The sequence below is a fragment of the Nocardioides jejuensis genome (assembly GCF_004337475.1).
In the GTDB taxonomy this organism is placed as follows: domain Bacteria; phylum Actinomycetota; class Actinomycetes; order Propionibacteriales; family Nocardioidaceae; genus Nocardioides; species Nocardioides jejuensis.
In genome coordinates this window covers 20,074-45,936 of record NZ_SJZJ01000020.1, presented here as the reverse complement: position 1 = coordinate 45,936, position 25,863 = coordinate 20,074, and the positions used below count along the sequence as shown (strand labels likewise).

Annotated in this window: 22 protein-coding genes and 2 tRNA genes; 6 read left to right on the top strand and 18 right to left on the bottom strand. The window is 70.8% G+C overall.

Annotated features, from left to right (window positions below; all coding sequences use genetic code 11):
* Positions 1-143: 143 nt before the first annotated feature.
* Positions 144-216, bottom strand: a tRNA-Glu gene (locus tag EPD65_RS12080).
* 111 nt (positions 217-327) lie between these two features.
* On the opposite strand from EPD65_RS12080, the gene EPD65_RS12075 reads away from it, so the two are divergent.
* The 3 genes from EPD65_RS12075 (at position 328) to EPD65_RS12065 (ending at position 4,778) form a co-directional block, all read left to right on the top strand.
* Positions 328-404, top strand: a tRNA-Phe gene (locus EPD65_RS12075).
* Between the two features lie 92 nt (positions 405-496).
* Entirely contained in the window at positions 497-3,421 is a 2,925-nt protein-coding gene (locus EPD65_RS12070) for an SCO7613 C-terminal domain-containing membrane protein (protein WP_131584473.1), read from the top strand.
* A 22-nt stretch (positions 3,422-3,443) separates the two neighbouring features.
* Positions 3,444-4,778, top strand: coding sequence for a glycoside hydrolase family protein (locus EPD65_RS12065; RefSeq protein WP_131584472.1), 1,335 nt, complete (start codon positions 3,444-3,446; stop codon positions 4,776-4,778).
* Here EPD65_RS12065 and EPD65_RS12060 read toward each other — a convergent pair.
* The 6 genes from EPD65_RS12060 to EPD65_RS12035 all read right to left on the bottom strand — a co-directional run bounded on the left by EPD65_RS12060 (position 4,730) and on the right by EPD65_RS12035 (position 10,250).
* Positions 4,730-4,927, bottom strand: a complete 198-nt coding sequence (locus EPD65_RS12060) for a BldC family transcriptional regulator (RefSeq protein WP_131584470.1) — start codon at positions 4,925-4,927, stop codon at positions 4,730-4,732. The genes EPD65_RS12065 and EPD65_RS12060 overlap by 49 nt on opposite strands.
* A 221-nt stretch (positions 4,928-5,148) precedes the next feature.
* The gene (locus tag EPD65_RS12055; RefSeq protein ID WP_131584468.1) at positions 5,149-5,337 is read right to left on the bottom strand and encodes a DUF3073 domain-containing protein; all 189 of its coding nucleotides are present in this window, start codon (positions 5,335-5,337) and stop codon (positions 5,149-5,151) included.
* Between the two features lie 215 nt (positions 5,338-5,552).
* Positions 5,553-6,623 carry a phosphoribosylformylglycinamidine cyclo-ligase gene (gene purM, locus EPD65_RS12050; protein ID WP_131584466.1) on the bottom strand — a complete coding sequence of 357 codons (1,071 nt, stop codon included), beginning with the start codon at positions 6,621-6,623 and terminating at the stop codon, positions 5,553-5,555.
* A gap of 26 nt (positions 6,624-6,649) precedes the next feature.
* A complete protein-coding gene (gene purF, locus EPD65_RS12045; protein WP_131584485.1) occupies positions 6,650-8,227 on the bottom strand; it encodes an amidophosphoribosyltransferase in 1,578 nt (525 codons plus the stop codon).
* 62 nt (positions 8,228-8,289) lie between these two features.
* Complete coding sequence (locus EPD65_RS12040) at positions 8,290-9,642, bottom strand: dipeptidase (RefSeq protein WP_131584464.1); 1,353 nt, start codon at positions 9,640-9,642, stop codon at positions 8,290-8,292.
* Positions 9,643-9,689: 47 nt separating this feature from the next.
* Positions 9,690-10,250, bottom strand: a complete 561-nt coding sequence (locus EPD65_RS12035; RefSeq protein ID WP_131584462.1) for a TetR/AcrR family transcriptional regulator — start codon at positions 10,248-10,250, stop codon at positions 9,690-9,692.
* Positions 10,251-10,363: 113 nt separating this feature from the next.
* On the opposite strand from EPD65_RS12035, the gene EPD65_RS12030 reads away from it, so the two are divergent.
* A complete protein-coding gene (locus EPD65_RS12030) occupies positions 10,364-11,758 on the top strand; it encodes an MFS transporter (RefSeq protein ID WP_131584460.1) in 1,395 nt (464 codons plus the stop codon).
* 27 nt (positions 11,759-11,785) lie between these two features.
* Here EPD65_RS12030 and EPD65_RS12025 read toward each other — a convergent pair whose 3' ends face one another.
* The 4 genes from EPD65_RS12025 to purL form a co-directional block, all read right to left on the bottom strand.
* Positions 11,786-12,145, bottom strand: a complete 360-nt coding sequence (locus EPD65_RS12025) for a sterol carrier family protein (RefSeq protein ID WP_131584458.1) — start codon at positions 12,143-12,145, stop codon at positions 11,786-11,788.
* A 99-nt stretch (positions 12,146-12,244) separates the two neighbouring features.
* On the bottom strand, positions 12,245-12,667 hold the full coding sequence (gene arfB, locus EPD65_RS12020; protein ID WP_131584456.1) for an alternative ribosome rescue aminoacyl-tRNA hydrolase ArfB: 423 nt from the start codon (positions 12,665-12,667) through the stop codon (positions 12,245-12,247).
* Positions 12,660-13,958, bottom strand: a complete 1,299-nt coding sequence (locus tag EPD65_RS12015; protein WP_131584454.1) for an MFS transporter — start codon at positions 13,956-13,958, stop codon at positions 12,660-12,662. The genes arfB and EPD65_RS12015 overlap by 8 nt, the downstream gene beginning before the upstream one ends.
* A 118-nt stretch (positions 13,959-14,076) precedes the next feature.
* Positions 14,077-16,350, bottom strand: a complete 2,274-nt coding sequence (gene purL, locus EPD65_RS12010; protein WP_131584452.1) for a phosphoribosylformylglycinamidine synthase subunit PurL — start codon at positions 16,348-16,350, stop codon at positions 14,077-14,079.
* Positions 16,351-16,585: 235 nt separating this feature from the next.
* Here purL and EPD65_RS12005 point away from each other — a divergent pair, with 235 nt between their 5' ends.
* Positions 16,586-17,980 carry a glycoside hydrolase domain-containing protein gene (locus EPD65_RS12005; protein WP_131584450.1) on the top strand — a complete coding sequence of 465 codons (1,395 nt, stop codon included), beginning with the start codon at positions 16,586-16,588 and terminating at the stop codon, positions 17,978-17,980.
* A gap of 78 nt (positions 17,981-18,058) precedes the next feature.
* Here EPD65_RS12005 and EPD65_RS12000 read toward each other — a convergent pair whose 3' ends face one another.
* From EPD65_RS12000 to purS, 3 genes are read right to left on the bottom strand one after another with little or no spacing between them, the layout of a single operon-like run.
* Entirely contained in the window at positions 18,059-18,391 is a 333-nt protein-coding gene (locus EPD65_RS12000) for a DUF3817 domain-containing protein (RefSeq protein ID WP_131584448.1), read from the bottom strand.
* On the bottom strand, positions 18,391-19,059 hold the full coding sequence (gene purQ, locus EPD65_RS11995) for a phosphoribosylformylglycinamidine synthase subunit PurQ (RefSeq protein WP_131584446.1): 669 nt from the start codon (positions 19,057-19,059) through the stop codon (positions 18,391-18,393). The genes EPD65_RS12000 and purQ overlap by 1 nt, the downstream gene beginning before the upstream one ends.
* On the bottom strand, positions 19,056-19,313 hold the full coding sequence (gene purS, locus EPD65_RS11990) for a phosphoribosylformylglycinamidine synthase subunit PurS (protein ID WP_131584444.1): 258 nt from the start codon (positions 19,311-19,313) through the stop codon (positions 19,056-19,058). Before purS ends, purQ begins: the two co-directional genes overlap by 4 nt.
* Positions 19,314-19,432: 119 nt before the next feature.
* On the opposite strand from purS, the gene EPD65_RS11985 reads away from it, so the two are divergent.
* A complete protein-coding gene (locus EPD65_RS11985) occupies positions 19,433-20,329 on the top strand; it encodes an alpha/beta fold hydrolase (RefSeq protein ID WP_131584442.1) in 897 nt (298 codons plus the stop codon).
* A 144-nt stretch (positions 20,330-20,473) separates the two neighbouring features.
* Here EPD65_RS11985 and EPD65_RS11980 read toward each other — a convergent pair whose 3' ends face one another.
* The 4 genes from EPD65_RS11980 to EPD65_RS11965 all read right to left on the bottom strand — a co-directional run bounded on the left by EPD65_RS11980 (position 20,474) and on the right by EPD65_RS11965 (position 25,739).
* Positions 20,474-22,045 carry a long-chain-fatty-acid--CoA ligase gene (locus tag EPD65_RS11980; protein WP_131584440.1) on the bottom strand — a complete coding sequence of 524 codons (1,572 nt, stop codon included), beginning with the start codon at positions 22,043-22,045 and terminating at the stop codon, positions 20,474-20,476.
* 92 nt (positions 22,046-22,137) lie between these two features.
* Positions 22,138-22,842, bottom strand: a complete 705-nt coding sequence (locus EPD65_RS11975; RefSeq protein WP_165872989.1) for a TetR/AcrR family transcriptional regulator — start codon at positions 22,840-22,842, stop codon at positions 22,138-22,140.
* Between the two features lie 51 nt (positions 22,843-22,893).
* Entirely contained in the window at positions 22,894-24,621 is a 1,728-nt protein-coding gene (locus tag EPD65_RS11970; RefSeq protein ID WP_131584436.1) for an aldehyde dehydrogenase family protein, read from the bottom strand.
* Positions 24,618-25,739, bottom strand: a complete 1,122-nt coding sequence (locus EPD65_RS11965) for an oxygenase MpaB family protein (RefSeq protein ID WP_131584434.1) — start codon at positions 25,737-25,739, stop codon at positions 24,618-24,620. The genes EPD65_RS11970 and EPD65_RS11965 overlap by 4 nt, the downstream gene beginning before the upstream one ends.
* Between the last annotated feature and the right edge of the window lie 124 nt (positions 25,740-25,863).

The window sequence follows — 25,863 nt, the reverse complement described above, 5'->3', positions numbered from 1 at the left end:
CCTCTGACGAGGACGAACCGCACCCCCGGCAGCTCGCTTCGCTCGCTGCTGGGGCACTCCTCGTCGAGAGAATCTCCACGAAACAGACGAGGGTCCGGCCTGCGCCGGACCCTCTGCTTCGCGGAGATTCTCTCTCCTCGTCGCACCCCCTACCGGATTCGAACCGGCGCTACCGCCGTGAAAGGGCGGGGTCCTGGGCCGCTAGACGAAGGGGGCCCACTCGGGCGCAGGCGCTCGAGCCCGCTCAGCATAGGGCCAGCCGCGAGGGACGCCCAAATGGCCGTTTTCATGGCTGAGCCCCTCCTGCTGTATGGTTCTCGACGGCCCGGCCAGGTAGCTCAGTTGGTACGAGCGACCGACTGAAAATCGGTAGGTCGGCGGTTCGACCCCGCCCCTGGCCACCAGCACAGCCGCAGGTCTTCGGACCTGCGGCTGTCGCCATTTCTGAGTAGGTCGACGCACGCCGCGGCCGCCCACGGGGCTGCACGATGGGCGCATGTTCCTGTACGCCGACCGCACCGTGTGCCCGCGCTGCCGCGCAGCGCTTCCCGTCGCCGCCGACGGGTGCGACCAGTGTCGCGCCGCCCTCGACGACTCTCGCGCGTACGACGTGTTCGTCGCGCTGCAGACCGTCGACCGTCTCGTCGGCCAGCTGTCCGACCGCCCGCTGGTGGCTGCCGGGGTGCCCGCCGTGACGGTGCCGGCTGGCGCGGCGCCGCCGGTGCCCCCGGGCCCGGCGATGCAGCAGCGTGCGGCGGACCTCCGGATGCGGGCTCCGCTCCCGATCGACCGCCCCGCAGCGGTCCGCCCGGTGATGTCCGGCCTGACGGTGCCGAAGATCCTGCTCGGCCTGGGCGCCCTCTGCCTCGTGGTCGCCGCCCTGGTCTTCCTGGCCGTGGCGTGGAGCGCCCTCGGCGTCGGCGGGCGCACGGCCGTCCTGGTCGGCTTCACGGCCGCCGCCGGTGGTCTGGCGGCCTGGAGCGCACGGAGCGGACTGCGGGCCGGAGCCGAATCTCTGACGACCGTGGCCCTCGGGCTCTTCCTGCTCGACCTCACCGGGGCGCACAGCTCGGGCTGGTTCGGTGACCTCGGCTCGACCGGGTTCGCCGTCCTGGCCGGCGCCCTCGTGGCCGGCGCCGGCACCGCGGCGGCCGTTGCCACGCGGCGTACGAAGGAACCACGGCTGGTCAGCGCAGAGGTCGTCGTCTTCCTCGGCACGACGGCTGCACTGCTGGCCACGGCCGGATTCGACTGGGCCACCCCCGCGCGCTGGTCGCTCGTGGCGAGCGTGACCGGCGCCGCCCTCGCACTGGGTCTCCGGTCCCTGCGCCTGGCCGCCCCCGCGATCGGCATCGCCGCCGTCGCAGGCATGGCCTGGATCGGACTGGTCGCCGCAGGGATCACCCGTGCGGCCCTGCACGCCTCGTGGTCCGGCCTCTGGGCGGAGGGCCACGCCTGGCCCCTCGTCGCTGCTGCCGTCCTCGCCGCCGCACCCCTCGCCGTACGCCGCGTGCCGGCCGCCATCCGCACCGGGGCTGCCTCGGCCGCGGTCCTGCTGCTGACCGTGGCCGCATGCATGCCCGGGCTCGACGAGGCCCTCGCCCCGGTGACGCTGACTCTCGTTGCGGTCGTGGCCACCCACACCGTCGCCGCGTGGCTCCTGCCGCACCCCTGGCGGATCGTCACGGCGGCCCCGCTCACCCTCGCCGGAGCGGCCACCGCCCTGCTCGCCTGCATGGCAGCTCTGTCCACGGTGGTCGACTCTGACCTGCTGGACCACGGCCTGTGGACCGACGACGCAACGGGCTACGTCATGCCGTGGTCCGTCGACGGGGTCTGGTCGGCGCTGCTGCCGCTCACCACGGCTGCGGCCCTCGCCGCCCTGATCAGCCTCGCCCGCGGGTCGAGCCTCGTGCCCCCGCGCAGGCTGCTCGCACCGGCGATCACGGTCCTGGTCGCGGCCGGTTCGCTCTCCCCCGTGATCTTCGGCGTCCCGCGCTACACGGCGGTTGCCACGTTCGTCGTCGCCGCCGGCGGCCTCGCCTCCTGGGCCCTGGCCCGGCGGGAGAACGTCGCCTGGATCGCGGTCCCGCCCCTCGGCATCCTCGCCCTGGGCACGGCGCTGGCCGATGACGGGTTGACGATCGCGGTCCTCGCACTGCTGACGGCTGCCTTCGCCGCGGCATCGACCGAGCGAGCACCCGGCTGGCTCCGGGAGGTCTCGGGATGGGCACTGCCGGTCGCGCTCGGTGCCACCACCTGGGCGATCGCCTCGGCCTCCGGGCTCGACGGAACCTGGCGCGCCGCGCCCGTCATCGCGGCCGTCGCCGTGCTAGCGCTCAGCCGCCCCGGCGCGGCACCGGAGGTCTCGGGGCTCGGTGTCGCACTCGTCGCGATCACCGTCTCGGCTGCTTTCGAGCCGGGCGACCTCCGCATCGTCGCCGGGCAACTGGCGGCCACCGGACTGGTCGCGACGCTCGTCGGCGTACTCCGTCGGCCGGAGGGCTCGCTCGCCGGCATGGCGCTCCTCGGCGCCGCCGGGCTGGCGGCCTGGCCCGACACCGCCACGGCCGTCGTGGTGCTCTCCCTGGGCCTCGCCGTCACCGTCCTCCACGAGGTACGCCGCACGGCACCCGCCGACGTCGTCGCCCGCGCTGCAACGCCCGTCGCCGCTGGTGCCCTGCTCTGGTCCGCAACTGACCTCGTCGGCCTGTCTGGCGCGTGGATCGGCGTTCCGGCGGTGGCCGCACTGGGCGCTCTCCTGGCGTGGCGGGCCGACCCCGTGCGCGAGGTCCCTGCTGGTGTCGTCGGCGGCTGGGCTGCCCTCGCCGCGGTCGCACCGCTGGCCGATCCGCAGGCCTGGACGGCGGTCTACCTGACGCTCGGCGGCGTTGCCTTCACGGTGTCCGCACTGCTCCACGCCGACCGGCGCCGCTTCGGCTGGGTCGGCCTGACCCTGCTCACGCTGGCCACGTGGCTCCGCCTGGACCAGCTCGGCGTGGGCACCGTCGAGGCGTACACCCTGCCGCTGGCGGTCGTCCTGCTGGTCGTGGGCACGGTGGCACTTCTCCGCGGCGACCGGTCGACCCTGCAGACGCAGGGAGCCGGGCTCGGGCTGGCGCTGGTGCCCAGCCTGCTGCAGGTGCTCGCCGAGCCCGTCGCGCTGCGCGCCGTGCTGCTGGGCGCAGGCGCCATCGCCCTCGTCGCGGTTGGCGTCCAGCGCCGCTGGGCGGCTCCCCTCCTGGCGGGCGGCTCCGCGCTGACCCTGCTCGTGCTGCGGCAGATGACGATCGCCCAGGTGCTGCCGCAGTGGGCGCTCATCGGCCTCGCCGGCGTCGCCCTCACCTTCGTGGGCCTCACGTGGGAGAAGCGGCTCGCGAACGTCCGCACCGCGGCCGGCTACGTGCGCGGCCTGCGCTGAGCGGGACCGCTAACCTCACGGCATGATCCCGCCGCTGGCTCTGGCGCACAGGTTCCGACCCGTGCAGCTGGTCCAGCACGAACGGCGCACCGGGTTCCAGGCACCGTTCGTCGGGGTCGAGGCAACGCCCGATCCGGCCGCGGCACACGTCCACGTGGCGCTCGTGTCAGGCAGGCACGCACTGTCGCTCCGCTACGACACCGACCGTCGACGCCTGAAGCTGTACGTCGAGGTCCCCGGCGAGACCTCCGGCTTCTACGCCCGGCGCCACGGACGCCTCAAGACCACTCCCCAGGCGCTGGCGCTGACCCTGACCGGGCGCTGGCTGACCGCGTGGAGCCGCGACACCGCCGACGGCCCCTGGCGCGCGCGGTGCAAGGTCGACGCCACGGAGCTCGTCGAGGTCCGCGATCCCGCGTTCCTGGCCGACCTCGAGGTGCCGGAGCCACGCGGCGCCATGTCCTGGCGAGCCGGAACCTTCGGCCAGATCGGGCTGCGCGACCTCCACCTGATCACGAACGCCGACGGGTCGGCGTACGTGCGCGAAGGGCGGCACTGGTTGACCGCGACCCAGGCCGGCCCGGGGTTCGCCGAGGCGGCGCAGACCGGGGTCTGGTCCTGGCTGCCGGGCACGGACGACCTGCGCCCCGAGTCACTTCTCTGGTGGACGCGCAACGGACTCGTGCAGGGCGACCACGCCGTGCACCTCCTGCGCGACGACGGACACTGGCACGTCCTGGCCAGCACCTGGGGCGACTTCGACCGCACCCGGATGGCGATCACGCACACGGCGACGACCACCGATCTGCTGACCGGCGAGCACGTCCTCGCCTCCACCGAGATCGACCTGCCCACGCCTCCCGGCCCGCACGTCGGCGCCTGGGATCCCCACCTGACCCGTGTCGACGGGCAGTGGCACCTCGCCTGGGTGGCCGCACGGAGCTTCTTCGACTTCCGGCCGGCCCTGGCGCGAGCAGCCTCCCCGACGGGCCCCTGGGAGCTCGTCGGGACGGTCGAGGACCGCACCGCCACGGAGGGTTGCGTGATCGTGGAGACCGAGGACGGCTGGCGCCTGCTCGCGAGCGACGGCCTCGACAACCCGGCCGGGAAGCGCGAGCGCTATCCGGCGTACGACCTGGACCTGCGCGAGGTGGGCGCGCTGGATGCGGCGTACGGGAGCAACATCCCGTGGCCCAGCGTCGTCCACCACAGCGATGCGTGGTCGATGATCACCTTCGACGGAACGCCGTACGGCGGCCGACTACCCGGTTACGGGACGCATGGCGACGTCGTGGTGCTGACGTCGGCTCAGTCGTCGTCGGTCGCCGCGTCGAGCAGCGCACGGACCTCCGACTGACGGAAGCGCCGGTGGCCGCCGAGCGTACGGATGGAGCCGATCTTGCCGGCCTGGGCCCAGCGCGTGACGGTCTTGGGGTCAACGCGGAAGAGCGAGGCCACCTCCGCCGGCGTCAGCAGCGGATCATTGTCGACAGAAGTCGCAGTCATGGGGTGCACACCTTCCCGAGTTGGTTCACGTCGAGCGGAACCCGAGTCCCACCCGTTGTCGCACCGGTCACCCGCAGGCAACCGACCCCCGCAACACATCCAGACTGCCACATGGGTCGCGGAAGTTGCCATTTGCGACCGGCGCGGGTGACCGAGGTCACCCGCCGCCCGGGCATGCTGAAGACGCTGACCGCAGGACGGTCAGGACGACGCCGGAGGCGTCAGTCGCGTGAGTCGGAGTACTCCGACCAGTCGCCGTACTCGTCCTCCGAGGACGAGTCGGTCTGACTGTGAGTAGGCGTTTGCGTGTGCAGCTCGTTGGCGAGCGCCCCGAAGTCCGTCTCGTGAGTGCGGTACTTCAGGTCGCGTGCGACCTTCGTCTGCTTTGCCTTGGCACGGCCGCGTCCCATAGGAGCCGACCCCCTCGCGCATCTGCCGGGCCCGGCTGACGCCAGCGCACCCGGTCTGGGTTCAATGTCTCGTGGGAGCAACGCTACCGGGTCCCCGGTCGTTCCCGCGAACCAGGGCGTCCTATTTGGACGTGGACAACCCCACACGACCGGTACGCCGAGTGGCAGACGCCCCAGGAAGCACCCTGACGGCGCTTCCGGAGGTCCCGGGGCCATCACCAGCCGGGGTGCTGACCCGTCAGCGTCACGCTGCCGTCGCCGGCCACGACCTCGCCCGCGACCCACGCCTCGACGCCGTGCGCGGCGAGCGTGGCGATGGCGGTGTCGACGTCGCCAGCAGGGGTCAGGGAGACCATGCCGACGCCGCAGTTGAGGGTCGCCTCGAGGCTGGCCTGGTCGACGCCGCCGGCGGTGCGGACGACATCGAAGATCGGCTGCGGCGTCCAGGACGCACGGTCCAGCGTCGCCGAGAGGTGCTTCGGCATGACGCGGGCCAGGTTGTTGGCGAGGCCACCACCGGTGATGTGAGCCATCGCGTGCGTGCCCGTCGCGTCGGCGAGCGCGAGGCACGCCTTCGCGTAGATCTTCGTCGGGATGAGCAGCTCCTCGCCCAGCGTCGAGCCGAGCTCGTCGACCTGACGGTCGAGCTCCCAGCCGAGCTTGGTGAAGAAGACGTGGCGGGCCAGCGAGTAGCCGTTGGAGTGGAGGCCGGAGGCCTTCATCGCGATGACGATGTCGCCAGCCACGACCTTGTCCGCGCCGAGCAGGCGGTGCGCGTCGACGACGCCGGTCGTCGCGCCGGCCACGTCGTACTCGTCGGGGGCGAGGAGGCCCGGGTGCTCAGCGGTCTCGCCGCCGACCAGCGCACAGCCGGCCTCGGTGCACGCCTCGGCGATGCCCTTGACGATCGCCGCGATCCGCTCGGGGACGACCTTGCCGGTGGCGATGTAGTCGGTCATGAAGAGCGGCTCGGCGCCACAGACGACGAGGTCGTCGACGACCATGCCGACGAGGTCGAAGCCGATCGTGTCGTGCTTGTCCATCTTCCGCGCGATGTCGACCTTGGTGCCGACGCCGTCGGTGGAGGTCGCGAGCAGCGGGCGCTCGTACTTCTTCAGCGCGGAGGCGTCGAAGAGACCCGCGAAGCCGCCCAGACCACCCATGACCTCGGGACGGCGCGACTTGGCCACCGACTCCTTCATGAGCTCGACGGCAAGGTCGGCCGCGACGATGTCGACGCCGGCCTCGGCGTACGCGTTGGGGGTCCCAGCCTGGGAGTTCGTCACGGGATCTCTTTTCGCTTGAAGGGCGGTCAGGGGCGCGAGAGCGCGTCGGAGGCGCCGCCGGCGGCAGCGGTGGTGGAGACGCCGTCGAGCGGGTCGACGACGCAGCACGGGTCCTGCTGGAGCTCGAGGACATCCTTGCCGCGGACCTCGGCCAGCGGCACGGGGTACTCGCCGTCGAAGCAGGCACGGCAGAACGAGTCCATCGGCAGCGTCGTGGCGTCCACGAGGTCCTCGAGCGAGACGTAGCCCAGCGAGTCGGCACCGATCGAGGTGGCGATCTCCTCGGGCGAGAGCCCGTTGGCGATCAGCTCGGCACGCGTCGCAAAGTCGATGCCGTAGAAGCAGGGCCACTTGACCGGCGGGCTCGAGATCCGGACGTGGACCTCCTTGGCACCCGCCTCGCGCAGCATGCGGACCAGCGCGCGCTGGGTGTTGCCACGGACGATCGAGTCGTCGACGACGACGAGGCGCTTGCCCTCGATGACGTCGCGCAGCGGGTTCAGCTTGAGCCGGATGCCGAGCTGACGGATCGTCTGGCTCGGCTGGATGAACGTGCGGCCGACGTAGGAGTTCTTGACCAGGCCGACGCCGTAAGGGATGCCCGACTCCTCGGCGTAGCCGATGGCGGACGGCGTGCCGGACTCGGGCACTGGGATGACCAGGTCGGCGTCCGCGGGGAACGCCTGCGCGAGCTTGCGGCCGATCTCGACGCGGACGCTGTGGACGCGCTTGTCGGAGATGATCGTGTCGGGGCGCGCGAGGTAGACGAACTCGAAGAGACAGCCCTTCGGCTTGGCCTCGGCGAAGCGACGCGTACGCAGGCCGTCGGCGTCGATGATGATCATCTCGCCGGGCTCGACCTCACGGACGTACGACGCACCCACGATGTCGAGGGCGGCGGTCTCCGACGCGACGACCCAGCCGCGCTCGAGGCGGCCGAGGACCAGCGGGCGGATGCCCTGGGGGTCGCGCGCCGCGTACAGGGTGTTCTCGTCCATCCAGACGAGGCAGTACGCGCCGTGGACCTGCGGCAGCAGCTCGGCGGCCTTGTCCTCGACGGTGCCGTCCTTGTGCAGCGCCAGGAGCGCGGTCAGGACCGAGGTGTCGTTGGTGGCGCCGCCGGGACCACGCAGGTCCGACGGGAGGCCACCCTCGGCGTCGGCGATCTCGACGAGCTTGTCGGCGAGGTCGGCGGTGTTGGTCAGGTTGCCGTTGTGCGCCAGCGCGATCGAGCCGTTGGCCGTCGGGTGGAAGGTCGGCTGGGCGTTGTGCCAGGTGCTCGCGCCGGTCGTGGAGTAGCGCGCGTGGCCGATCGCGACGTGGCCCTTGAGGGCGTCGAGCGTCGCGTCGTCGAAGACCTGCGAGACCAGACCCATGTCCTTGTAGACGAGGATCTGCTTGCCGTTGGAGACCGCGATGCCCGCCGACTCCTGGCCGCGGTGCTGCAGCGCGTAGATGCCGTAGTACGTCAGCTTGGCGACGTCTTCACCCGGCGCCCAGACGCCGAACACCCCGCACTGGTCCTGAGGACCCTGGTCCTGGGGATCGAGGGCTGCGGTCAGTCGACCGTCGCCACCCTTGCGCGCGCGGGGCTGGGAGACCATGGACACAGGGGCAATCCTAGGTGGTCAGCGGAGGCGCGCCGACCGGTCTCGGGTGCTGTCGGTCACAAGGTGGTCGACCCAAGCTTCTGGAGCAGGAGCGTCTCAGCCACACAGACCCTCTCGAACTCCGCCAGGTGCAGGCCCTCGTTGGCCCCGTGAGCCCGCGTGTCCGGGTCCTCGACACCGGTCACCAGCACGCTGGCCTGCGGAAACGCGTCGAGGAACTCCGCGATGAACGGGATCGATCCGCCGACTCCCATGTCGACCGGGGCGGTGCCGTCCCAGGCCTCGGTGAAGGCGTCGCGCGCCGCGTCGTACGCCGGACCGGTGGCGTCGATCTGCGTGGCCTCGCCGGTGTCGACCGGCGTCACGGTGACCTGGGCGCCCCACGGGGCGTTGGCCTCGAGGTGCCGGGCGAGGCAGTCAAGGGCGTTGGCGGCGGAGTCGCCGGGCGCGACGCGGAGGCTGATCTTCGCGCGCGCGGCCGGAACGAGCGTGTTGGAGGCGCCGTCAACCTTGGGGGCATCGAGGCCGATGATGCTCAGGCTCGGCTTCGTCCAGAGGCGCGCGACGGCGCTGCCCTCACCGATGAAGTCGACGCCCGCGGCGATGCCCGACTCTGCGCGGAGCCGGTCCGCGGGGTAGTCGATGTCCGCCGCGGGGCCGGAGTGCAGGCCGTCGATCGCGACGTTGCCGGCGTCATCGTGGAGCGTGGCGATCAGTCGACTCAGGGCGATCAGCGCATCCGGGACGAGACCGCCCCACATGCCCGAGTGGACGCCGTGCTCGAGCGTGCGCACCTCGACGTCGGCACGGACCAGACCGCGCAGGCTCGTGGTCAGCGCGGGGACACCGATGTCCCAGTTGGCCGAGTCGGCGATGACGATGACATCGGCGGCCAGCTCGTCCTTGTGGGTGGCGAGCAGCTCGGGGAGCGTCTCGGAGCCGACCTCCTCCTCGCCCTCGATGAAGAGCTTGACGGTCACCGGCAGGGCGTCGCCCAGCGCACGGATCGCGGCGACGTGGGCGATGATGCCGGCCTTGTCGTCCGCGGCCCCGCGCGCGTAGAGCCGGCCGTTGCGCTCGGTCGGCTCCCACGGCGGGGTGTCCCACTCGGCGTGGTCGTTCTCCGGCTGGACGTCGTGGTGGGCGTAGAGCAGCACGGTCGGCGCGCCCTCGGGACCCTTCTTCTCACCGATGACGGCCGGCGGGGCGCCGTCGTGCGTACGCACGATCCGCGCGTCGAACCCCTCGGCGCGGAAGAGGCCGGCCGTCGCCTCCGCGCTGCGTTCGACCTCACCTGCACGCGCCGGATCGGCGCTCACGCTCTGGATCCGGATCAGGGCCTCGAGGTCCTGGCGGAGCTGGGGCATGAGCTGCTGGATCGCGGAGCGGACGGCGCTGCTGTCGGTCATGCCGCCGAGGCTAGCGGCGCGGTCATTGCGGCAGGACGCCGCGGCGGTCACGACCCGACAACGGTTGGCGCAAGCAGACCGTCGACGAGGACGTCGGCGAGCGGAGCGAACGACGACTCGTCGAGGTCGCCCTGGTCGACGACCATCGCCAGGCCGCCCACGAGCCGGGCGAGCTGGACACCGTCGAGCCCCGGCCGCAGGTCGACGCCGAGCGCCTCGACGACGCGCCCGCTTGCCTGCGCGAAGGCGGCCGCCTTGGTGGCGATGCGGGACTCGTCGTCGCCGAGGGCCGCGGTCAGCTTGGCCGCGGCACCCTTGCTGTAGGTGACCTCGGCGACTCCGCCGCGGATCCAGCACAGCAGGCGCTCCCGGGGCGAGCCATCGACGGCGATCGCGGCTTCCGCGGCTGCGTCGAGACGGTCGATGAACGCCTGCATGAGGGCGTTGAGCAGGTCGTCGCGCGTCGGGAAGTGGCGGTACAGCGTGCCTGCGCCGACACCGGCCCGGCGGGCGACCTCGTCGAGCGGGGCCTCGAGACCACGCTCCCGGAAGACCTCGCGCGCAGCCTGGAGCAGCTTGTCGTAGTTGCGCTTGGCGTCGGCCCGCACCAGAACCTCACTTGCTAAACGGAGACAGTCTCCGTATCGTGGATGTCGAACCGGAGGAACCCTCCGTATCGCCAAGTCTACGACAGGCCCACCGGCCGGAACAGGACTCCTCCGTGGCCACCGCCCTCACCACCAGTCCCGCCGTGCGCTCCGCTCCGACCCGGGGCTCCGCGATCGGCATGGGCGCCGTCCTCGTCGCCCAGCTGATGCTCGTGCTCGACGCCACGATCGTGAACGTGGCGCTCCCCCACATCGCGACCGACCTCCACTTCTCCCCCGCCTCACTGTCGTGGGTGCTCAGCGCCTACGCCCTCGCGTTCGGCGGCCTGCTCCTGCTCGGCGGTCGCCTCGGCGACGTGCTCGGGCGGCGGCGTACCTTCCTCGTCGGCGTCGCGATCTTCACGGCCGCATCACTCACCGGCGGGCTCGCACCGTGGGGCTGGCTGCTGGTCACCGCGCGCGCATTCCAGGGGGTCGGCGCCGCCCTGTCGGCCCCGGCGGTCCTGGCGCTGCTGACGACGAACGCGCCCGACGAGTACGCCCGCACACGAGCCCTCGCCCTCTTCTCCGCCGTCTCCTCGGGCGGTGGCGCACTCGGCCTGATCCTCGGCGGCACGATCACCGAGACCCTGTCGTGGCGCTGGACCCTGACCATCAACGTGCCGATCGGGCTCGTCGTCCTCGCCCTCGTCTCCCGGCTGGTGCAGGAGACGCCGCGGCGTACCGACCGCTTCGACGTGCTCGGCGCCGTCACCGCGACCGGAGGCGCCGTGGCGCTGGTGTGGACGCTGACCCGCGCGGACTCGGTCGGCTGGCTCAGCCTGCAGACGCTTGCCGGCTTCGGTGCCGCGGTCCTCCTGTTCGGCCTGCTCGCCATCGCCGAGCGGCGCCACCCGCACCCGCTGCTGCGTCCTTCCCTGCTCGCCGACCGACGCAGGATCGCGGCCCTGGTCGTGATGGCCAACGTCTACGCCGGCATGCTCGCGGTCTTCTTCGTGCTCGCCTCGTGGTTCGCGCTGCAGCTCGGCTACAGCCCGCTCCGGGCCGGACTCGCCTTCCTCCCGCTCCCGGTCGGCGTCTTCACGATGTCGCGGATCACGCCGCGCCTGGTCCGGGCCGTCGGGCGCACCGCGCTGATCCTGACCGGTGTCGGCCTGCTGACCGCGTCGTACGCCCTGCTGCTGCGACTCGATGCCGACAGCACCTGGCTCTCGGGCATCTTCCCCTCCGTCGCGATGCTCGGCGTGGGTGCGGGGCTGACGTTCATGCCGATCACCGCGACCGTGCTCGACGGCGTCCCCCACGAGTACGCCGGATCGGCGTCGGGCCTGCTCCAGACCATGCAGCAGCTCGGTGGCGCGATCGGCCTGGCTGTCGTGGCCAGCGTGCTTGCGGCGTTCCACGTCGAGGGCGACTTCACCGCCGGTGGGCACGCCGGCATCGTGGCTGGCTTCGTCCTCTCGCTCCTCGCCTTCGCCAGCGCGCTGACGCTCGCACGCCGCCGCTGAGCGCTGCAGCACCGGTGAGGGGACCGGTCAGGCGAGCGGCAGGTACGCCGACAGGTCGGTGCGCTCGCCGCTCGCCCGGAGCGCGCCGCTCGCCTCGGCGGCCTCCCAGGTAATGGCGCCGGTCGCGAGGGCCAGCCAGGTGTCCGCGTCTGTCTCGACCACGGCCCGCGGGGTGCCACGGGTGTGGCGGCCACCCTCGACGGCCTGCACCGCGCCGTACGGCGGGACGCGGACCTCGACGGAGTAGCCGGGCGCACGGCGTTCGAGCAGGCCGAGGGTGTCCTTGACCAGGATCTTGACCTCGGCCCGTCCGGCGGTGCCGGTGCGATGGGCCGCCCACGCGGCCGCGAGGGCCGTTGGGTCGACAGGGCGCTGGCGGGGAGGCATGCGGTCATTCTCCCCGGGATCGCTGCGTGCTTCACAACCAGATACCGGCACTCTGCCGACGTCATTGCATCCGCGCAGTGACAGCACATCCGTGTCGAGTCAGTCGAAGGTGGTCCGGCGACCCTTCTTGATCGCGCCGCGCTGCTTCTTCGTGTCGAGGCGCCGCTGCTGCGACCCCCGAGTCGGCTTCGTCGGGCGACGCTTCGGCGGCGGCGGGGCGGCCGCCTCGCGCAGCAGCTGCGCGAGCCGCTCCCGTGCGGCACGACGGTTGGCCAGCTGGTTCCGGTGCTCGCTCGCGGCGATCGTGAGAACGCCGTCGACCAGGCGCCCGTCCAGGCGCGTGAGCAGCCGGTCGCGGAGGTGGTCAGGGACCGACGGCGACCGCGCGACGTCGTACGAGAGCTCGACGCGGCTGTCGGCGGTGTTGACGCCCTGACCGCCGGGACCCGACGAGCGCGAGAAGCGTTCGCTCAGCTCCGTCTCCGGTACGACGAAGCGCGAGGTGACCACGAGCTCAGGCATCGTCGGTGCTCCCGCTGGGCAGGCGGCGCATTCCGAGCAGTGGGGAGAACCAGACCGGGGCAATGGCGACCACCGAGAGCACGACACCCACCCACAGGGTCGGCACCAGCCCGATCCCCTCGGCGAGCACACCTGCCAGCAGTGACGCGATCGGCATGACGCCCCACACGACGAAGCGGGCGGAGGCGTTCATGCGTCCCAGGAGACGTGGTGGGCAGACCCGCTGACGCATGCTGACCTGGGTGATGTTGTAGGCGAGGATCGCGAAGGAGAGGAGGAACTCCGAGGCCACCATCAACACGAGCGCGAGCCAGAGCGGGAGCATCGGTGCGACGGGCCAGATGACGACGCCCAGTGCGATCGCGACCGTGCTGAGCGGGATCAGCGTGCCCTCCCCCACGAGCCGGCCGAGTCGGGCCGCAAGGAGCGCGCCGACGACGCCGCCGGCCGCGCCGACGCCGAAGACAGCACCCATCACCCACGGCTCGAGCGCGAGCTCACGGAGGAAGAGCACCGGCATCAGCGTGAAGATCATCGTGTTGCCGAGGTTTCCGATCGCTGTGCTGCCGACGATCCGCCGGAGCAGGTCGTGGCCGAGCACGAATCGCAGGCCCTCAGGGATCGCGCGCCGCAGCGGCTCGTGGTCCTCCGGCGAGGTCGGCACCTCACGGTCGTGGACCCGGGTCAACAGGAGAGCAGACGCCGCGTAGCCGACGCCATCAGCGAGGATCAGTAGTGGGGCGCTGACCACCTTGAGCAGCAGGCCGCCCACGGCCGGACCAGCGATGTGGGCGATCTGCGCCGTGCCCTCGAGCCGGGAGTTCGCCCGCGGCACCTGTGCGGACGGCACGAGGAACGGCACGTACGACTGGTAGGCCACGTCGAAGAAGACGGTGGCCACGCCGATGACCGCGGCGACGGCGTACAGATGCCACATCGCGAGGTGATCACTGAGCCACAGCACGGGGATGACGAGCGAGGCCGCCACCCGGACCAGGTCGGCGGCGATCATCACCCGCCGCTTGAGCCAGCGGTCCACCCAGGCACCAGCCGGCAGTCCCACGAGCAGGAACGCCGCAGTCGTCGCCGCGTTGAGGACGCCGACCTCGAAGCTGCTTGCGTGGAGGAGCACCACTGCCACGACAGGAAGGGCGAGCACACCGATCTCGCGGCAGAAGACCGACACCGTCTCGCCGGCCCAGAACGCCCGGAAGCCCGGGCCGAGATGCGGGTCGGCCCGCGGCACGCCCGGCGTGGCCGCCCCTGCGGCACCAGCCAGGTCGGAAGTCACCCGATCACCCTGTCATGGCCGCTGCTTGGCATCCACACCTTTTCCTTCACGACGGCATCCCGCGAACGCCGAAGGCCCCCGCCCGGACCGGGCAGGGGCCTTCGCGGTGAAGCGTGGATCAGGCCATCGCGGTCGGGAGCGTGGCGCTCCAGGCCGCACGGACCTCGGCGATCGGGAGCTCGAACTGGCCACCCTCGAACGAACCGCCCACGATCAGCGAGTCGCCGCCCGTGGTGCCGAGCGCGGCAGCCGGGACGCCGTGCTTCGCGGCCAGCGCCTCGAGCTCGGCGGTCTTGTCGGCAGCCACCGTCACGAGGACGCGCGCGGTCGACTCGGCGAAGAGGCCCAGGAAGGCGTCGCCCTCGAGGGTCACGGTCGCACCGATGGAGTTCTTCAGCGACGACTCGACGAGCGCCTGCGAGAGGCCGCCGTCGGAGAGGTCGTGGGCCGACGCGAGCAGGCCGACGCCCTCGAAGAGGAACGCAGCGAGCGCCTTCTCCGCGGCGAAGTCGACCTTCGGCGGAAGACCACCGAGGTGCTGGTGGACGACGTGCGCCCACTCGGAGCCGGAGAGCTCCTCACGCGTCTCGCCGAGCAGGTAGACGGCCTGGCCCTCGGCCTGGAACGACGACGGCGTGCGCTTGGTGACGTCGTCGATCACACCGAGCACAGCGACGACCGGCGTCGGGAGGATCGCGACCTCACCGGTCTGGTTGTAGAGGGAGACGTTGCCGCCGGTGACCGGGGTGCCGAGCTCCTGGCAGCCCTCCTTGAGGCCGGTGCACGCCTGGGCGAACTGCCACATGACGGCCGGGTCCTCGGGCGAGCCGAAGTTGAGGCAGTCGGAGACGGCCAGCGGCTGCGCGCCACCGGTCGCGACGTTGCGGTAGGACTCGACCAGCGCGAGCTGCGCGCCCGCGAACGGGTCGAGCTTGGCGAAGCGGCCGTTGCAGTCGGTGGAGACGGAGACACCGAGGTTGGTCTCGTCGTCGATCCGGATCATGCCCGAGTCCTCCGGCTGCGAGAGCACGGTGTTGCCACGGACGTAGCGGTCGTACTGGTCGGTGATCCAGGACTTGTCGCAGAGGTTCGGGGAGGCAGCGAGCTTGATGACGGTCTCGCGGAGCTCGGCACCGGTGGTCGGGCGCTCGAGCTTCTCGGCGCCGTCGGCCTGCAGGGCGTCCTGCCAGTCCGGGCGGGCGAACGGGCGGTTGTAGACCGGGCCCTCGTGCGCGACCGTGCCCGGGGGAACGTCGACGACGGTCTGGCCGTGCCAGTCGATGATCAGGCGGCCGGTCTCGGTGACCTCACCGATGACCGCGGCCTCGACGTCCCACTTCGCGCAGATCGCGAGGAAGGCGTCGATGTTCTTCGGCTCGACGACTGCCATCATGCGCTCCTGCGACTCGCTCATGAGGATCTCCTCGGGCGAGAGCGTGGAGTCGCGCAGCGGCACCTTGTCGAGGTGGACGTGCATGCCGCCGTCACCGGCGGAGGCGAGCTCGGAGGTCGCGCAGGAGAGACCGGCGCCACCGAGGTCCTGGATGCCCGCGACCACGTGGGCGGCGTACAGCTCGAGGGTGCACTCGATGAGGAGCTTCTCCATGAACGGGTCGCCGACCTGGACGGCGGGGCGCTTGGCCGGGCCGTCGGCGTCGAAGGTCTCCGACGCGAGGACCGAGACGCCGCCGATGCCGTCGCCACCGGTGCGGGCGCCGTAGAGGACGACGAGGTTGCCCTCGCCGGTCGCGTTGGCGAGGTGCAGGTCCTCGTGGCGGAGTACGCCGACCGCGAGCGCGTTGACGAGCGGGTTGCCGATGTAGGTCTCGTCGAAGACGGCCTCGCCACCGATGTTGGGCAGGCCGAGGCAGTTGCCGTAGCCGCCGACGCCGGCGACGATGCCCGGCAGGACGCGGTGGGTGTCGTCCGCGTCGAGCGGGCCGAAGCGGAGCGGGTCCATGACCGCGACCGGGCGCGCGCCCATCGCGATGATGTCGCGGACGATGCCGCCGATGCCGGTCGCGGCGCCCTGGTACGGCTCGACGTACGACGGGTGGTTGTGCGACTCGACCTTGAAGGACACGGCGTAGCCCTGGCCGATGTCGAGGACGCCGGCGTTCTCGCCGATGCCAGCGAGCATCGGGCCGCGCGGGGTCTCCTGCTTCAGCTCACCGAACTGGCGCAGGTGCACCTTGGAGGACTTGTACGAGCAGTGCTCGGACCACATGACGGAGTACATCGCCAGCTCGGACGACGTGGGGCGGCGGCCCAGGATCTCGCGGATGCGGGCGTACTCGTCCTCCTTGAGGCCGAGGTCAGCCCACGGCTGCTCCCGCTCGGGGTCGGTGCTCGCGACGGCGACGGTGTCCAGGGCAGATCGGCTCTCAGTCACGGGCCAGATTCTACGGGCGTACGACGAGCCGCCGTGACGCGCGTCCGGGGCTGGCCAAAACCCGGGACTCACTCCGCCACGACCCGGGTCTCGACACGTCAAAACCCGGGTCTCGGCGGGGGCGGGCACGCCGCTGACCTGCGGAAACTACATATTTGTAGTTCTCCGTGACCCCTGTTGCTGATGTGACTGGAGTGGTTAACGTGGTCCCTCGCCTCACGCTCGGAGACCTCTCATGCGCGCCCTTGCCCGGACCCGGACGGACCTGCGGACCCCGCAGACCGCACTGATCCGCACCCGCCTGACCACGACCCTGGTCGCCTTCGTGGCGCTCCTCGGCCTCGGCCTCGGCGGTTTCGCGCTGACCCGGGACGGTGGCAGCGCCGCGCTGGCGGCCAGCAGCAACCCGGCGACGCCCGGCTCGTTCACCGGCTACGGCTTCGACCAGTGCCTCGCGCCGACCCAGTCGAAGATGGACGCCTGGCTGGACAACTCGCCGTTCCTCTCGGTCGGCATCTACATCAGCGGCAACTCGCGCGCCTGCCGATCGCAGCCGAACCTCACCCCGACCTGGGTCTCCACGCAGCTCGCGAAGGGCTGGCGCCTGCTGCCGATCACGCTCGGACCGCAGGCCAGCTGCCAGCCGCGCTTCCCGCGCTACAACGACGACCCGACGATCAACCCCGACCCGGCCAGCTGGTGGTCGAAGGCAAAGGCCCAGGGCACCCTCGAGGCCGAGCGTGCGGTGACCGCCGCGCAGGGGCTCGGGATCGTGCCCGGCAGCACGCTCTTCTACGACCTCGAGGGCTTCGACCTCAGCAACACCAACTGCCGCGAGTCAGCGCTGCGCTTCGTGCACGCGTGGACCGGCCGCCTGCACGAGCTCGGCTACGTCTCGGGCTTCTACTCGAGCGCCAGCTCGGGCATCAAGATGGTGGACGACGCCCGCGTGAACCACCCCGGCACCTTCAACCTCCCCGACGTCCTGTGGGTCGCCCGCTGGGACGGTCAGGCCAACACCTCGGTCGACTCCAGCTACCTCCGCTCCACCGGCTGGACCGGCGGCAGCCGGGTCAAGCAGTACCAGGGCGGTCACGACGAGACCTGGGGCGGCACGACCATCAACATCGACCGCAACTTCCTCAACGTCGGCGGCGGCTCGCGCGCGGCCACGGAGACCCACTGCGGAGGCGTCACGGTCGACTTCCCCGACTACCCGCAGCTCTCCCCCGGCACCAGCAGCCCGGAGGTCCGCGCACTCAAGTGCCTCCTGCGCGAGCAGGGCATGACCGGCCTTCGGCTCAACGACTACTTCGGCACCGGCCTGCGCACTGCGATGCGGACGTGGCAGTCCCGCAACGGCTTCACCCCGACCGACAAGTGGCTCCGCGGGCACTGGACGGCGCTGCTCGCCCGCGGTGGCAGCGGCTGGCAGAAGCAGGGCTCCAGCGGCGCGTCCGTGTGGCGCCTCCAGCGGGCCCTCAACGCCAAGAAGATCGATGCCCCCGTCAGCGGCGTCTTCGACTACGCCACGACCAACGCCGTGAAGAGCTACCAGTCCGCCCGGTCGATGCCGACCACCGGCGTCGTCACGCCGGACACCTGGAAGGTCCTCCTCGCCGGCAAGTGACCTCCGGACGAACGACGAGGCCCCGCCACCCGGATCGGGTGGCGGGGCCTCGCTACGTCTGAGGTGTCGAGCGGCAGGTCAGCCCTGCGCCGTCTCCACGGCGTCGTCGCTCCAGCTGTCACCGAGCAGACCGGCCTTCTCGGCGTACACGTCGAAGACGACCGTGAAGAGCGGCGGGATGGAGGAGAGCAGGCCGAGGCCGAGCTGCTTCTTCGACCACTTCTGGTCGAGGCCCACGCGGAGCGTGACCATCACGAACGCGATGAACGCGATGCCGTGGATCGGTCCCATGACCTGGACACCGATCTCGTCCTTGACGACGACGTACTTGAAGAACATGCCGATCAGCAGCCCGGTCCACGAGACCGCTTCCGCGATCGCGACGATGCGGAACGCCTTGAGCGGCGACATCAGGCGAAGACCGACGCAGCGAGCGACGTGAAGAAGCCGAGGCCCTCGGTGCCCGGACCGCACAGCTCCTCGACCGCGTGCTCGGGGTGCGGCATCAGGCCGACCACGTTGCCGCGCTCGTTGGTGATGCCGGCGATGTCGCGCAGCGAGCCGTTGGGGTTGACGTCGAGGTAGCGGGCGACGACGCGGCCCTCGCCCTCGAGCATGTCCAGCGTCTCGACGTCGGCGACGTAGGAACCCTCGCCGTTCTTGAGGACGACGGTGATCTCCTGGTCCTTGGCGTAGGCGCTGGTCCAGGCGGTCGCGTTGTTCTCGATGCGGAGCTTCTGGTCGCGGCAGACGAACTTGCGGTGGTCGTTGCGGATCAGCGCGCCGGGCAGCAGGTGCGCCTCGGTGAGGATCTGGAAGCCGTTGCAGATGCCGAGCACGGGCATGCCCTTGTGGGCCGCCTCGATGACCTCGGTCATGACCGGCGAGAAGCGCGAGATCGCACCACAGCGCAGGTAGTCGCCGAAGGAGAAGCCACCCGGCAGGACGACCGCGTCGACGCCCTTCAGGTCGTGGTCGCCGTGCCAGAGCGCGACCGCCTCGTTGCCACCGATGGTGACGGCGCGGGAGGCGTCGACGTCGTCGAGCGTGCCCGGGAAGGTGACGACGCCGATCTTCACTTGGCGCTCGCCTCGTCCTCGACGCGGACGACGAAGTCCTCGATGACCGTGTTGGCCAGCAGGGTCTCGGCCATCTTCTCGATCTCGGCGAGCGTGGCCTCGTCGGCCGTCTCGACCTCGAGCTCGAACCGCTTGCCCTGGCGGACGTCGGTCACGCCCGAGAAGCCGAGGCGCGGCAGCGCGCCGTGGACGGCCTTGCCCTGCGGGTCGAGGATTTCCGGCTTGAGCATGACGTCGACGACGACACGGGCCACGATGAGCTCCTAGAGAAGTGCGGCTGTGCCCGTGGTTCCGGGCACGCTCATCCTACGGGCGCGCGCCCACCGGTCGGGTGTGGTGCTCAGCACCCGGCCCCGGTTGGCAGGATGACGCCATGACTGTGGCGCGACAGCGAACCCTGACGACCTCCGACGGCGTGCGGCTGGCGGTGCAGGAGCGGGGCAACGCGGCGAACCCGACGGTCGTCGCGATCCACGGCTACCCCGACGACCACCACGTCTGGGACGGCGTCGCCGAGCGGCTGGCGGGCCGCTTCCACGTCGTGACGTACGACGTGCGGGGTGCCGGCTCGTCGGAGACGCCCTCGGGCCGCCGTCACTACACGATCGCCCGGCTGGCAGCCGACCTCGGCGAGGTGATCTCCGAGGTCGTCGGCGATGAGCAGGTGCATCTGCTGGCGCACGACTGGGGCTCGATCCAGACCTGGGGCCTGGTGACCGACCCGGCATGGGCCGACCGGATCCTGTCCTACACGTCCGTCTCCGGCCCCGACCTCGACATGGTCGGCGTCTGGCTGCGTGGCATCCGCCAGCGCCCGCGCGCGATCGCCCGCCAGCTGCTCGACTCCTACTACGTCGCGCTCTTCCAGCTGCCGCTGCTCCCCGAGGCGGTGATCCGGATCGGCGTGCTGGACCGACTCGTGCGGCACTCGGCCCTGCACGGCCTGTCCGCCGGCGCGACGGTGCGCGACAAGAGCCGGTCGGACGCGGAGCGTGGGCTCGCGCTCTATCGGGCCAACTTCGTGCCGCGACTGGTGCGGCCGGCTCCCCGACGTACGACGGTGCCGGTGCAGGTGCTCGCGCCGACCGGCGACCTGCACGTCGACTCCGAGATGCAGCGCACCGCTCCCGCACCGTGGTGCGAGTCGCTCGCCACGCACGAGGTCAACGGCAACCACTGGGTTGTCGAGCACTCCCCCGAGGTCATCGCCGCCCACGTAACGCGGTTCGTCGACGAGAACTCCGGGAAGGCCGACCGCCCGCTCTTCTGACCCTCCGCCGAGACCCGGGTTTTTCCCCGTCGAAACCCGGGTTTTGGCACGTTGAGTCCCGGGTCGTGGCGCCAAAACCCGCGTCTGGAGACGCCAAAACCCGGGTTTCGGCGGACCAAAACCCGGGTTTCGACGTAGGTCAGGTCAGCGCGGGATCTCGCGCTTGAGGATCTTGCCGGTGGCCGTCATCGGCAGCGCCGGGACGATCTCGACCATGCGCGGGTACTTGTACGCCGCGACCTCCTCCTTCATCCAGGCCTTGATCTCCTCGGCGTCGGCCTCGGCACCCGGCTTGAGCACGACGACGGCCTTGATCTCCTCGCCGTGGGTGTCGTGCGGGACGCCGATGACGGCGGCCAGCGCGATCGCCGGGTGGGTCAGCAGGACCTCTTCGAGCTCACGCGGGTACACGTTGAAGCCACCGCGGATGATCATGTCCTTGGAGCGGTCGACGATGTAGAACCAGCCGTCGGCGTCCTTCTTGGCGAGGTCGCCGGAGCGGAACCAGCCGTCGGCGTCGATCGCCTCGGCGGTCGCCTCCGGGCGGTTGTAGTAGCCCTTCATGACGTTGGGGCCCTTGATCGCGATCTCGCCGACGGTGTCGGGGTCGTCGGGAAGGTCCGCACCCGTCTCGGGGTCGATGAGCTTCATCGACACGTCCTTGATCGGAACGCCGATCGAGCCCGGGCGGACCGGCTCGCCGTACGGCGAGAACGACGCGACCGGCGACGTCTCGGAGAGGCCGTAGCCCTCGAGCACGGTCACACCGAAGACCTTCTCGACCTGCTGGTGCACGGCGACCGGAAGGGCAGCGCCACCGGCGACGGCGGCACGCAGGGTGTCCTTGACGTGGGCGGCAGCGTCGGGGTTCTCCGCAGCGGCGGCCAGCAGGCCGACGTACATGGTGGGGACGCCACCGAAGAGGGTGACCTTCTCCTTGACCATGAGGCCGAGGGCGGCGTTCTGCTCGAAGCGCGGCAGCAGCACGAGCGTGCCACCGGTCGCGATCGTCGCGTTGTGGATCGCCGTCTGGCCGAAGGAGTGGAAGAGCGGCAGCACGCACAGGCCGGTCTCGGGGCGCTCGGCGTCGAAGCCGAAGAGCTCCTGGCTGGTCGCCTGGTTGGAGAACATGTTGCTGTGGCGCAGCTCGGCGCCCTTGGGCTGACCGGTCGTGCCGGACGTGTAGAGGATGACCGCGGTGTCGTCCTCGTCCGTCGCGACGGTCTCGAAGACGGGCGACTTGCCGGCCATGCCCTGGCCGAGCGTCTCCGTGCCCTCGATCGGCGAGGCCGCCGTCGGGTCGGCCGTGATCATGAAGAAGTGCTCGCAGCCCTCGGCGCCGTTGAAGCCCTCGAAGCACTCAGCACCGATGGCCAGGTCCGGGGTGCCCTGGAAGGCGAAGACGGCCTTCGCCTGCGAGTCGTTGAGGTGGTAGGCCACCTCGCGGCCCTTGAGCAGGACGTTGAGCGGGACGACGGTCGCGCCGGCCTTGAGGATGCCGAAGTAGACGATCGAGAAGTACGGCAGGTTCGGGCAGCTCAGCGCGACCTTGTCGCCCGGCTTGATGCCGCGCTCCACCAGCAGGTTCGCGACCTGGCTGGCGGCGCCGTTGAGCTGGGCGTAGGACAGACGGGTGTCACCGAGGACGAGCGCGGTGCGCTCCGGGTACGCCGCAGCGGAGTCGTCGAGGATCGACGCGAGGTTCAGGGTGGCCATGGCGGGCACTTTAACGTGACCCACCGCACGGCGCGGGCCATCCGTATTGTCCGAGACGGAGCGCACCACTTACTACGGCGGCGAAGGATCCGTCAGGTCGCGGGCAGCAGGGGCGAGTCCGCATCAAGGTCAAGACCGTAGACCCGCGAACGCTGCGCGATCTGGGCCGCGATCGCATCCGCCAGCACGCTCACCACGCCGTCGCGCGAGACGAGCTGCGGGTGCTGCCCCATCCAGTGTCCGAGCGTCGCGCGGACCTGCCCGATGACGCCAGCGAAGACGAGCTGCATCTCGGCGACCGACTCGTCCGCCAGCTCGATGCCACGACCGGCAGCGACGCCGCGCGGGATGCTGGAGAGGTACTCGGCGTACGTCGCGATGATCCGGTTGAGCTCGCTGACCTCGCCGTCGCCCAGCTCGCGCTCGACCAGGGCGTGGAGCGCGGGATGCCCGACCGCCCAGTCGACGGCGGTGCCGACCATGTGCGCGACGACCTCGCGCAGCGTGCCGGTGAAGTCGACGGGTCCCGTGATCAGCGCGAAGGCCTGGTCCAGCACATCGGCCTGGACGGCCCGGACCAGCTGCACCCGACCGCCGAAGTGGCGCTGCACGACCGTGCGCACCAGGCCGGCCCGCTCGGCGACGTCCTGCAGCGTGAGCTCGGCCCCGACCGGAGAGTCCTCGACGACCGCGCTCGCCGCGTCGAGGATCAGGCGACGGCGCTGCTCGCGGTGTGCGTCCCAGCGCGCGTTGCGGCCGTCGCGGATCGGCTCGACGGAGGAAGCGACAGGGGGCACGCGTGGCAGTCTGCCACGCGTGCCCCCTGGTTGCTTCAGCGGTGAACCAAATCAGCCGCGGAGGGCCGGCGGGAAGATCTTCAGCAGGTTGCCCCACGACCGCTTGCCGCCGTACGCCGCGAGCGCCTTGCCGGACTTCGCAGCCGTCTTGGCGGTGACGAACCACGGCATGGTCGGAGCCATCGTGAACTCGCCCTTGAAGTACGACGTCGGGAACGGGTGGAACGGGCCGCGCACGACCGTCTTCTCCGAGTCCGCGATCAGGTGCGTGTTGTGGACGACGCCGATGCCCGAACCGACCTGCTCGAGCGTGTGACCCGGGTAGGCACCCCACGTCGCGCCGCCGAGGAGGAAGGCGATGCCGCTCCACACGTTGATGCCGACGGCGCCATAGCGGAGGTCCGCGACGAGCTCATCGAAGCGGGCGCCCATCTTCTTGATGTCGCGCGGGTGCACGATCATCGAGCCACCGAGCGTGCCGTCGAGCCGGTCGTTGGAGAACTCCACCGCGTTGGCGAGGAACTCGGCACCCAGGCCCGGGAGCTCGGTGATGCCGAGGACCGCGGCGAAGTACTCGCCGTCGTACAGCTCGGTGGGGCTGTCCGCACCCATCGTCACGATGGTGCAGCTGCCGACCTGCTCGGCCGCGTCGCCGTACGTCGCCTTGGCCCGGTCGATCGACGCCTGCGCGTTGGGGTACCACGGGGCGCGCGGGGTGATCTCGCCGAGCACGGTGCGGATCGCCTCGAGGAACGCGTCCTTCTGCTCCCAGTCGGAGGAGATCAGCAGGGCCTGGCCGCCGATGCAGTTGTGGCCCGCGTTGTGCAGGCGCTGCGTGACGACGTGCTCGGCCTGGTAGACGAGGTCGCTCTTGGCCCACTTGCCGGGGACCACGATGATCGGCGAGACACCACCCAGCTCCGAGGTGATCTCCTTGGCGATCTTCGGGGCACCAGCCTTGCGGTTCTTCTCAGCGTCCTTGCCCACGCCCCAGACGATCGCGTCGTGGGTGCGCGCCGAGCCCGTGATGTGCACGTGGTTGATGCCCGGGTGGCCGACCAGGTAGCTGCCCGCCTCGGCACCACCGTTGACGACGCGGACCAGGTCAGCGGCGATGAGCGGCGCGAGCGCGGCGTCGTACACCGGCTTGAGGTGCTGGAACGTCGGGTTCAGCTTGATGATCGACGCGCGGTTGAAGGCGACCAGCTCGTACGCCGCGTCGAGCGGCGCGATGGCGGAGATGTTGCCCGCACCGAGGACCAGGCCGACGCCGTGCGTGTTCTCGGGCGCCTCGCCCGCGACCCGGGCGCCGAGGCCGGCGCTCGCCTTGGCCTGCTCCGCGGTGACGCCCGGCTGCAGCCAGACCTCGGCCACGAAGCCGTTGAAGAGGAGGGTGTCCTTGAGGTCCTCCGGCAGGACGCGGACCTTGGTGCGGCCGGCACCCTCGGTGATCTTCAGGCCATCGATCGGGGACTTGCCCTTGGCCAGCTTCTCGAGGGAGATGGCGTACTCGCCGAACATCGGGGCGGTGGCGGCCGGACCGCTCATCCACTCCTCGCCCTCGTAGGCGCCGGACGGCACCTGCTTGGCGGTGGCGGCAGCGCCTGCCCACACACCGGCGTTGGCGGCAATGGTGGCCTGCGTAGCGCGGAGCAGGTCGGCGCGGGTCTGGAGGTCGAGCTCGGCCCAGGTGGCAGCGCCCGTGGCGAGCTCGGCGATGGCGACGTCGAGCTCGTCGGTGGTCGCGGCCTTCATGTCGTAAACGGCCTCAGCGGTCATCGGGCGACCTTGTCCTTCTGCTCACGGTTGCGAATGGTGCCGCCGGACTCGCCAGCGGTGTCAAAGGCGATGATCTCGTCCTTGTGGTTCTTTTCGTAACCCTTGATCTTGCCTGCCTTGCGCTCCTCGACCTGCTGGAGCCAGATGTCGCGCGGCGCGTCGGGGAAGCCGAACTCCTTGCGGGCGGCGTCGAGGTCCCAGACGGTGTCACTGTCGGGCGCCACGTCCATGACGTACGGCGCGACGATCGGGAAGGTGCGCGGCGTCATGAACTTGACCGCGGCGACCTTGAGCGGGCCGGCGTTGTGGAGCGCGAACAGGGCCGGCTTCATCACGGCGCGGATCGCGACGTCGGTCACCGGACTCTGCGGGGTGCCGCCCATCTCGCGCATCCACTGCGGCATCGTGGCGAGCACGGCGCGGCTGGTGAAGGCGTTGACCACGTTGCGGATCGGCAGCGGGATCGAGTGCGGCAGCGACGAGCGGTACTGGTTGACCAGGAACTCGAACATGTCGAGCGCCGGCTCGGACGCAACCATCTTCGGGCGGAAGTCCTCGAAGTACTGCACGACCTCGGCACGGGTACGCGGCATCGAGTCGATGTCGATCGTCTGGAACTGGGCGGCGACCGCGCACTCGCGCCAGTACTCCAGCTCCTCGGCCTCCGAGAGCTTGCCCGGGCCGAACATTTCGTAGGTGATCAGGATCGAGTGCCACGCGGTGAGCAGGATCCACTTCTGCGACTCGGGGTTGTTGGCCGAGAACTCCTGGCCGGTGACCGGGTCGATGCCGATGGCGCGCTTGTGCACCTTCATCAGGATGTCGGACGACTTCAGCACGGACTGCGCGTCGCCGTACAGGATGGTCGCGAAGTACTGCATCGTGCGGTCGAAGCGAAGCGGCGTGCGCTGCTTGACCTGACCCGAGGCCACGACAGCGGCGGCAAGGTGCGGGTCGAGGTGCTCGATGGTGACGGCGCGCGCGAAGCCGATCAGGAACGACGTCGGGTAGATCCAGACCCGGCGAGCGACCGAGTCCGCCGCGAAGAATCCGTTGTCGCGCATCGGCGTGACCGCGTCACGCGCCTCGACCGTGTTGCCGGCGTACGCCTCGGTCATGTCAGTCTCCTTGTGTCCAGCGAAGTTCCCGGTGCGAATCGCACCGCGTACCAAGATAAGCGGTACAGGACGACGCGGATACCCGTTGATGGCGCGGCGCTCGTCACATCGACAACAGGCGGAA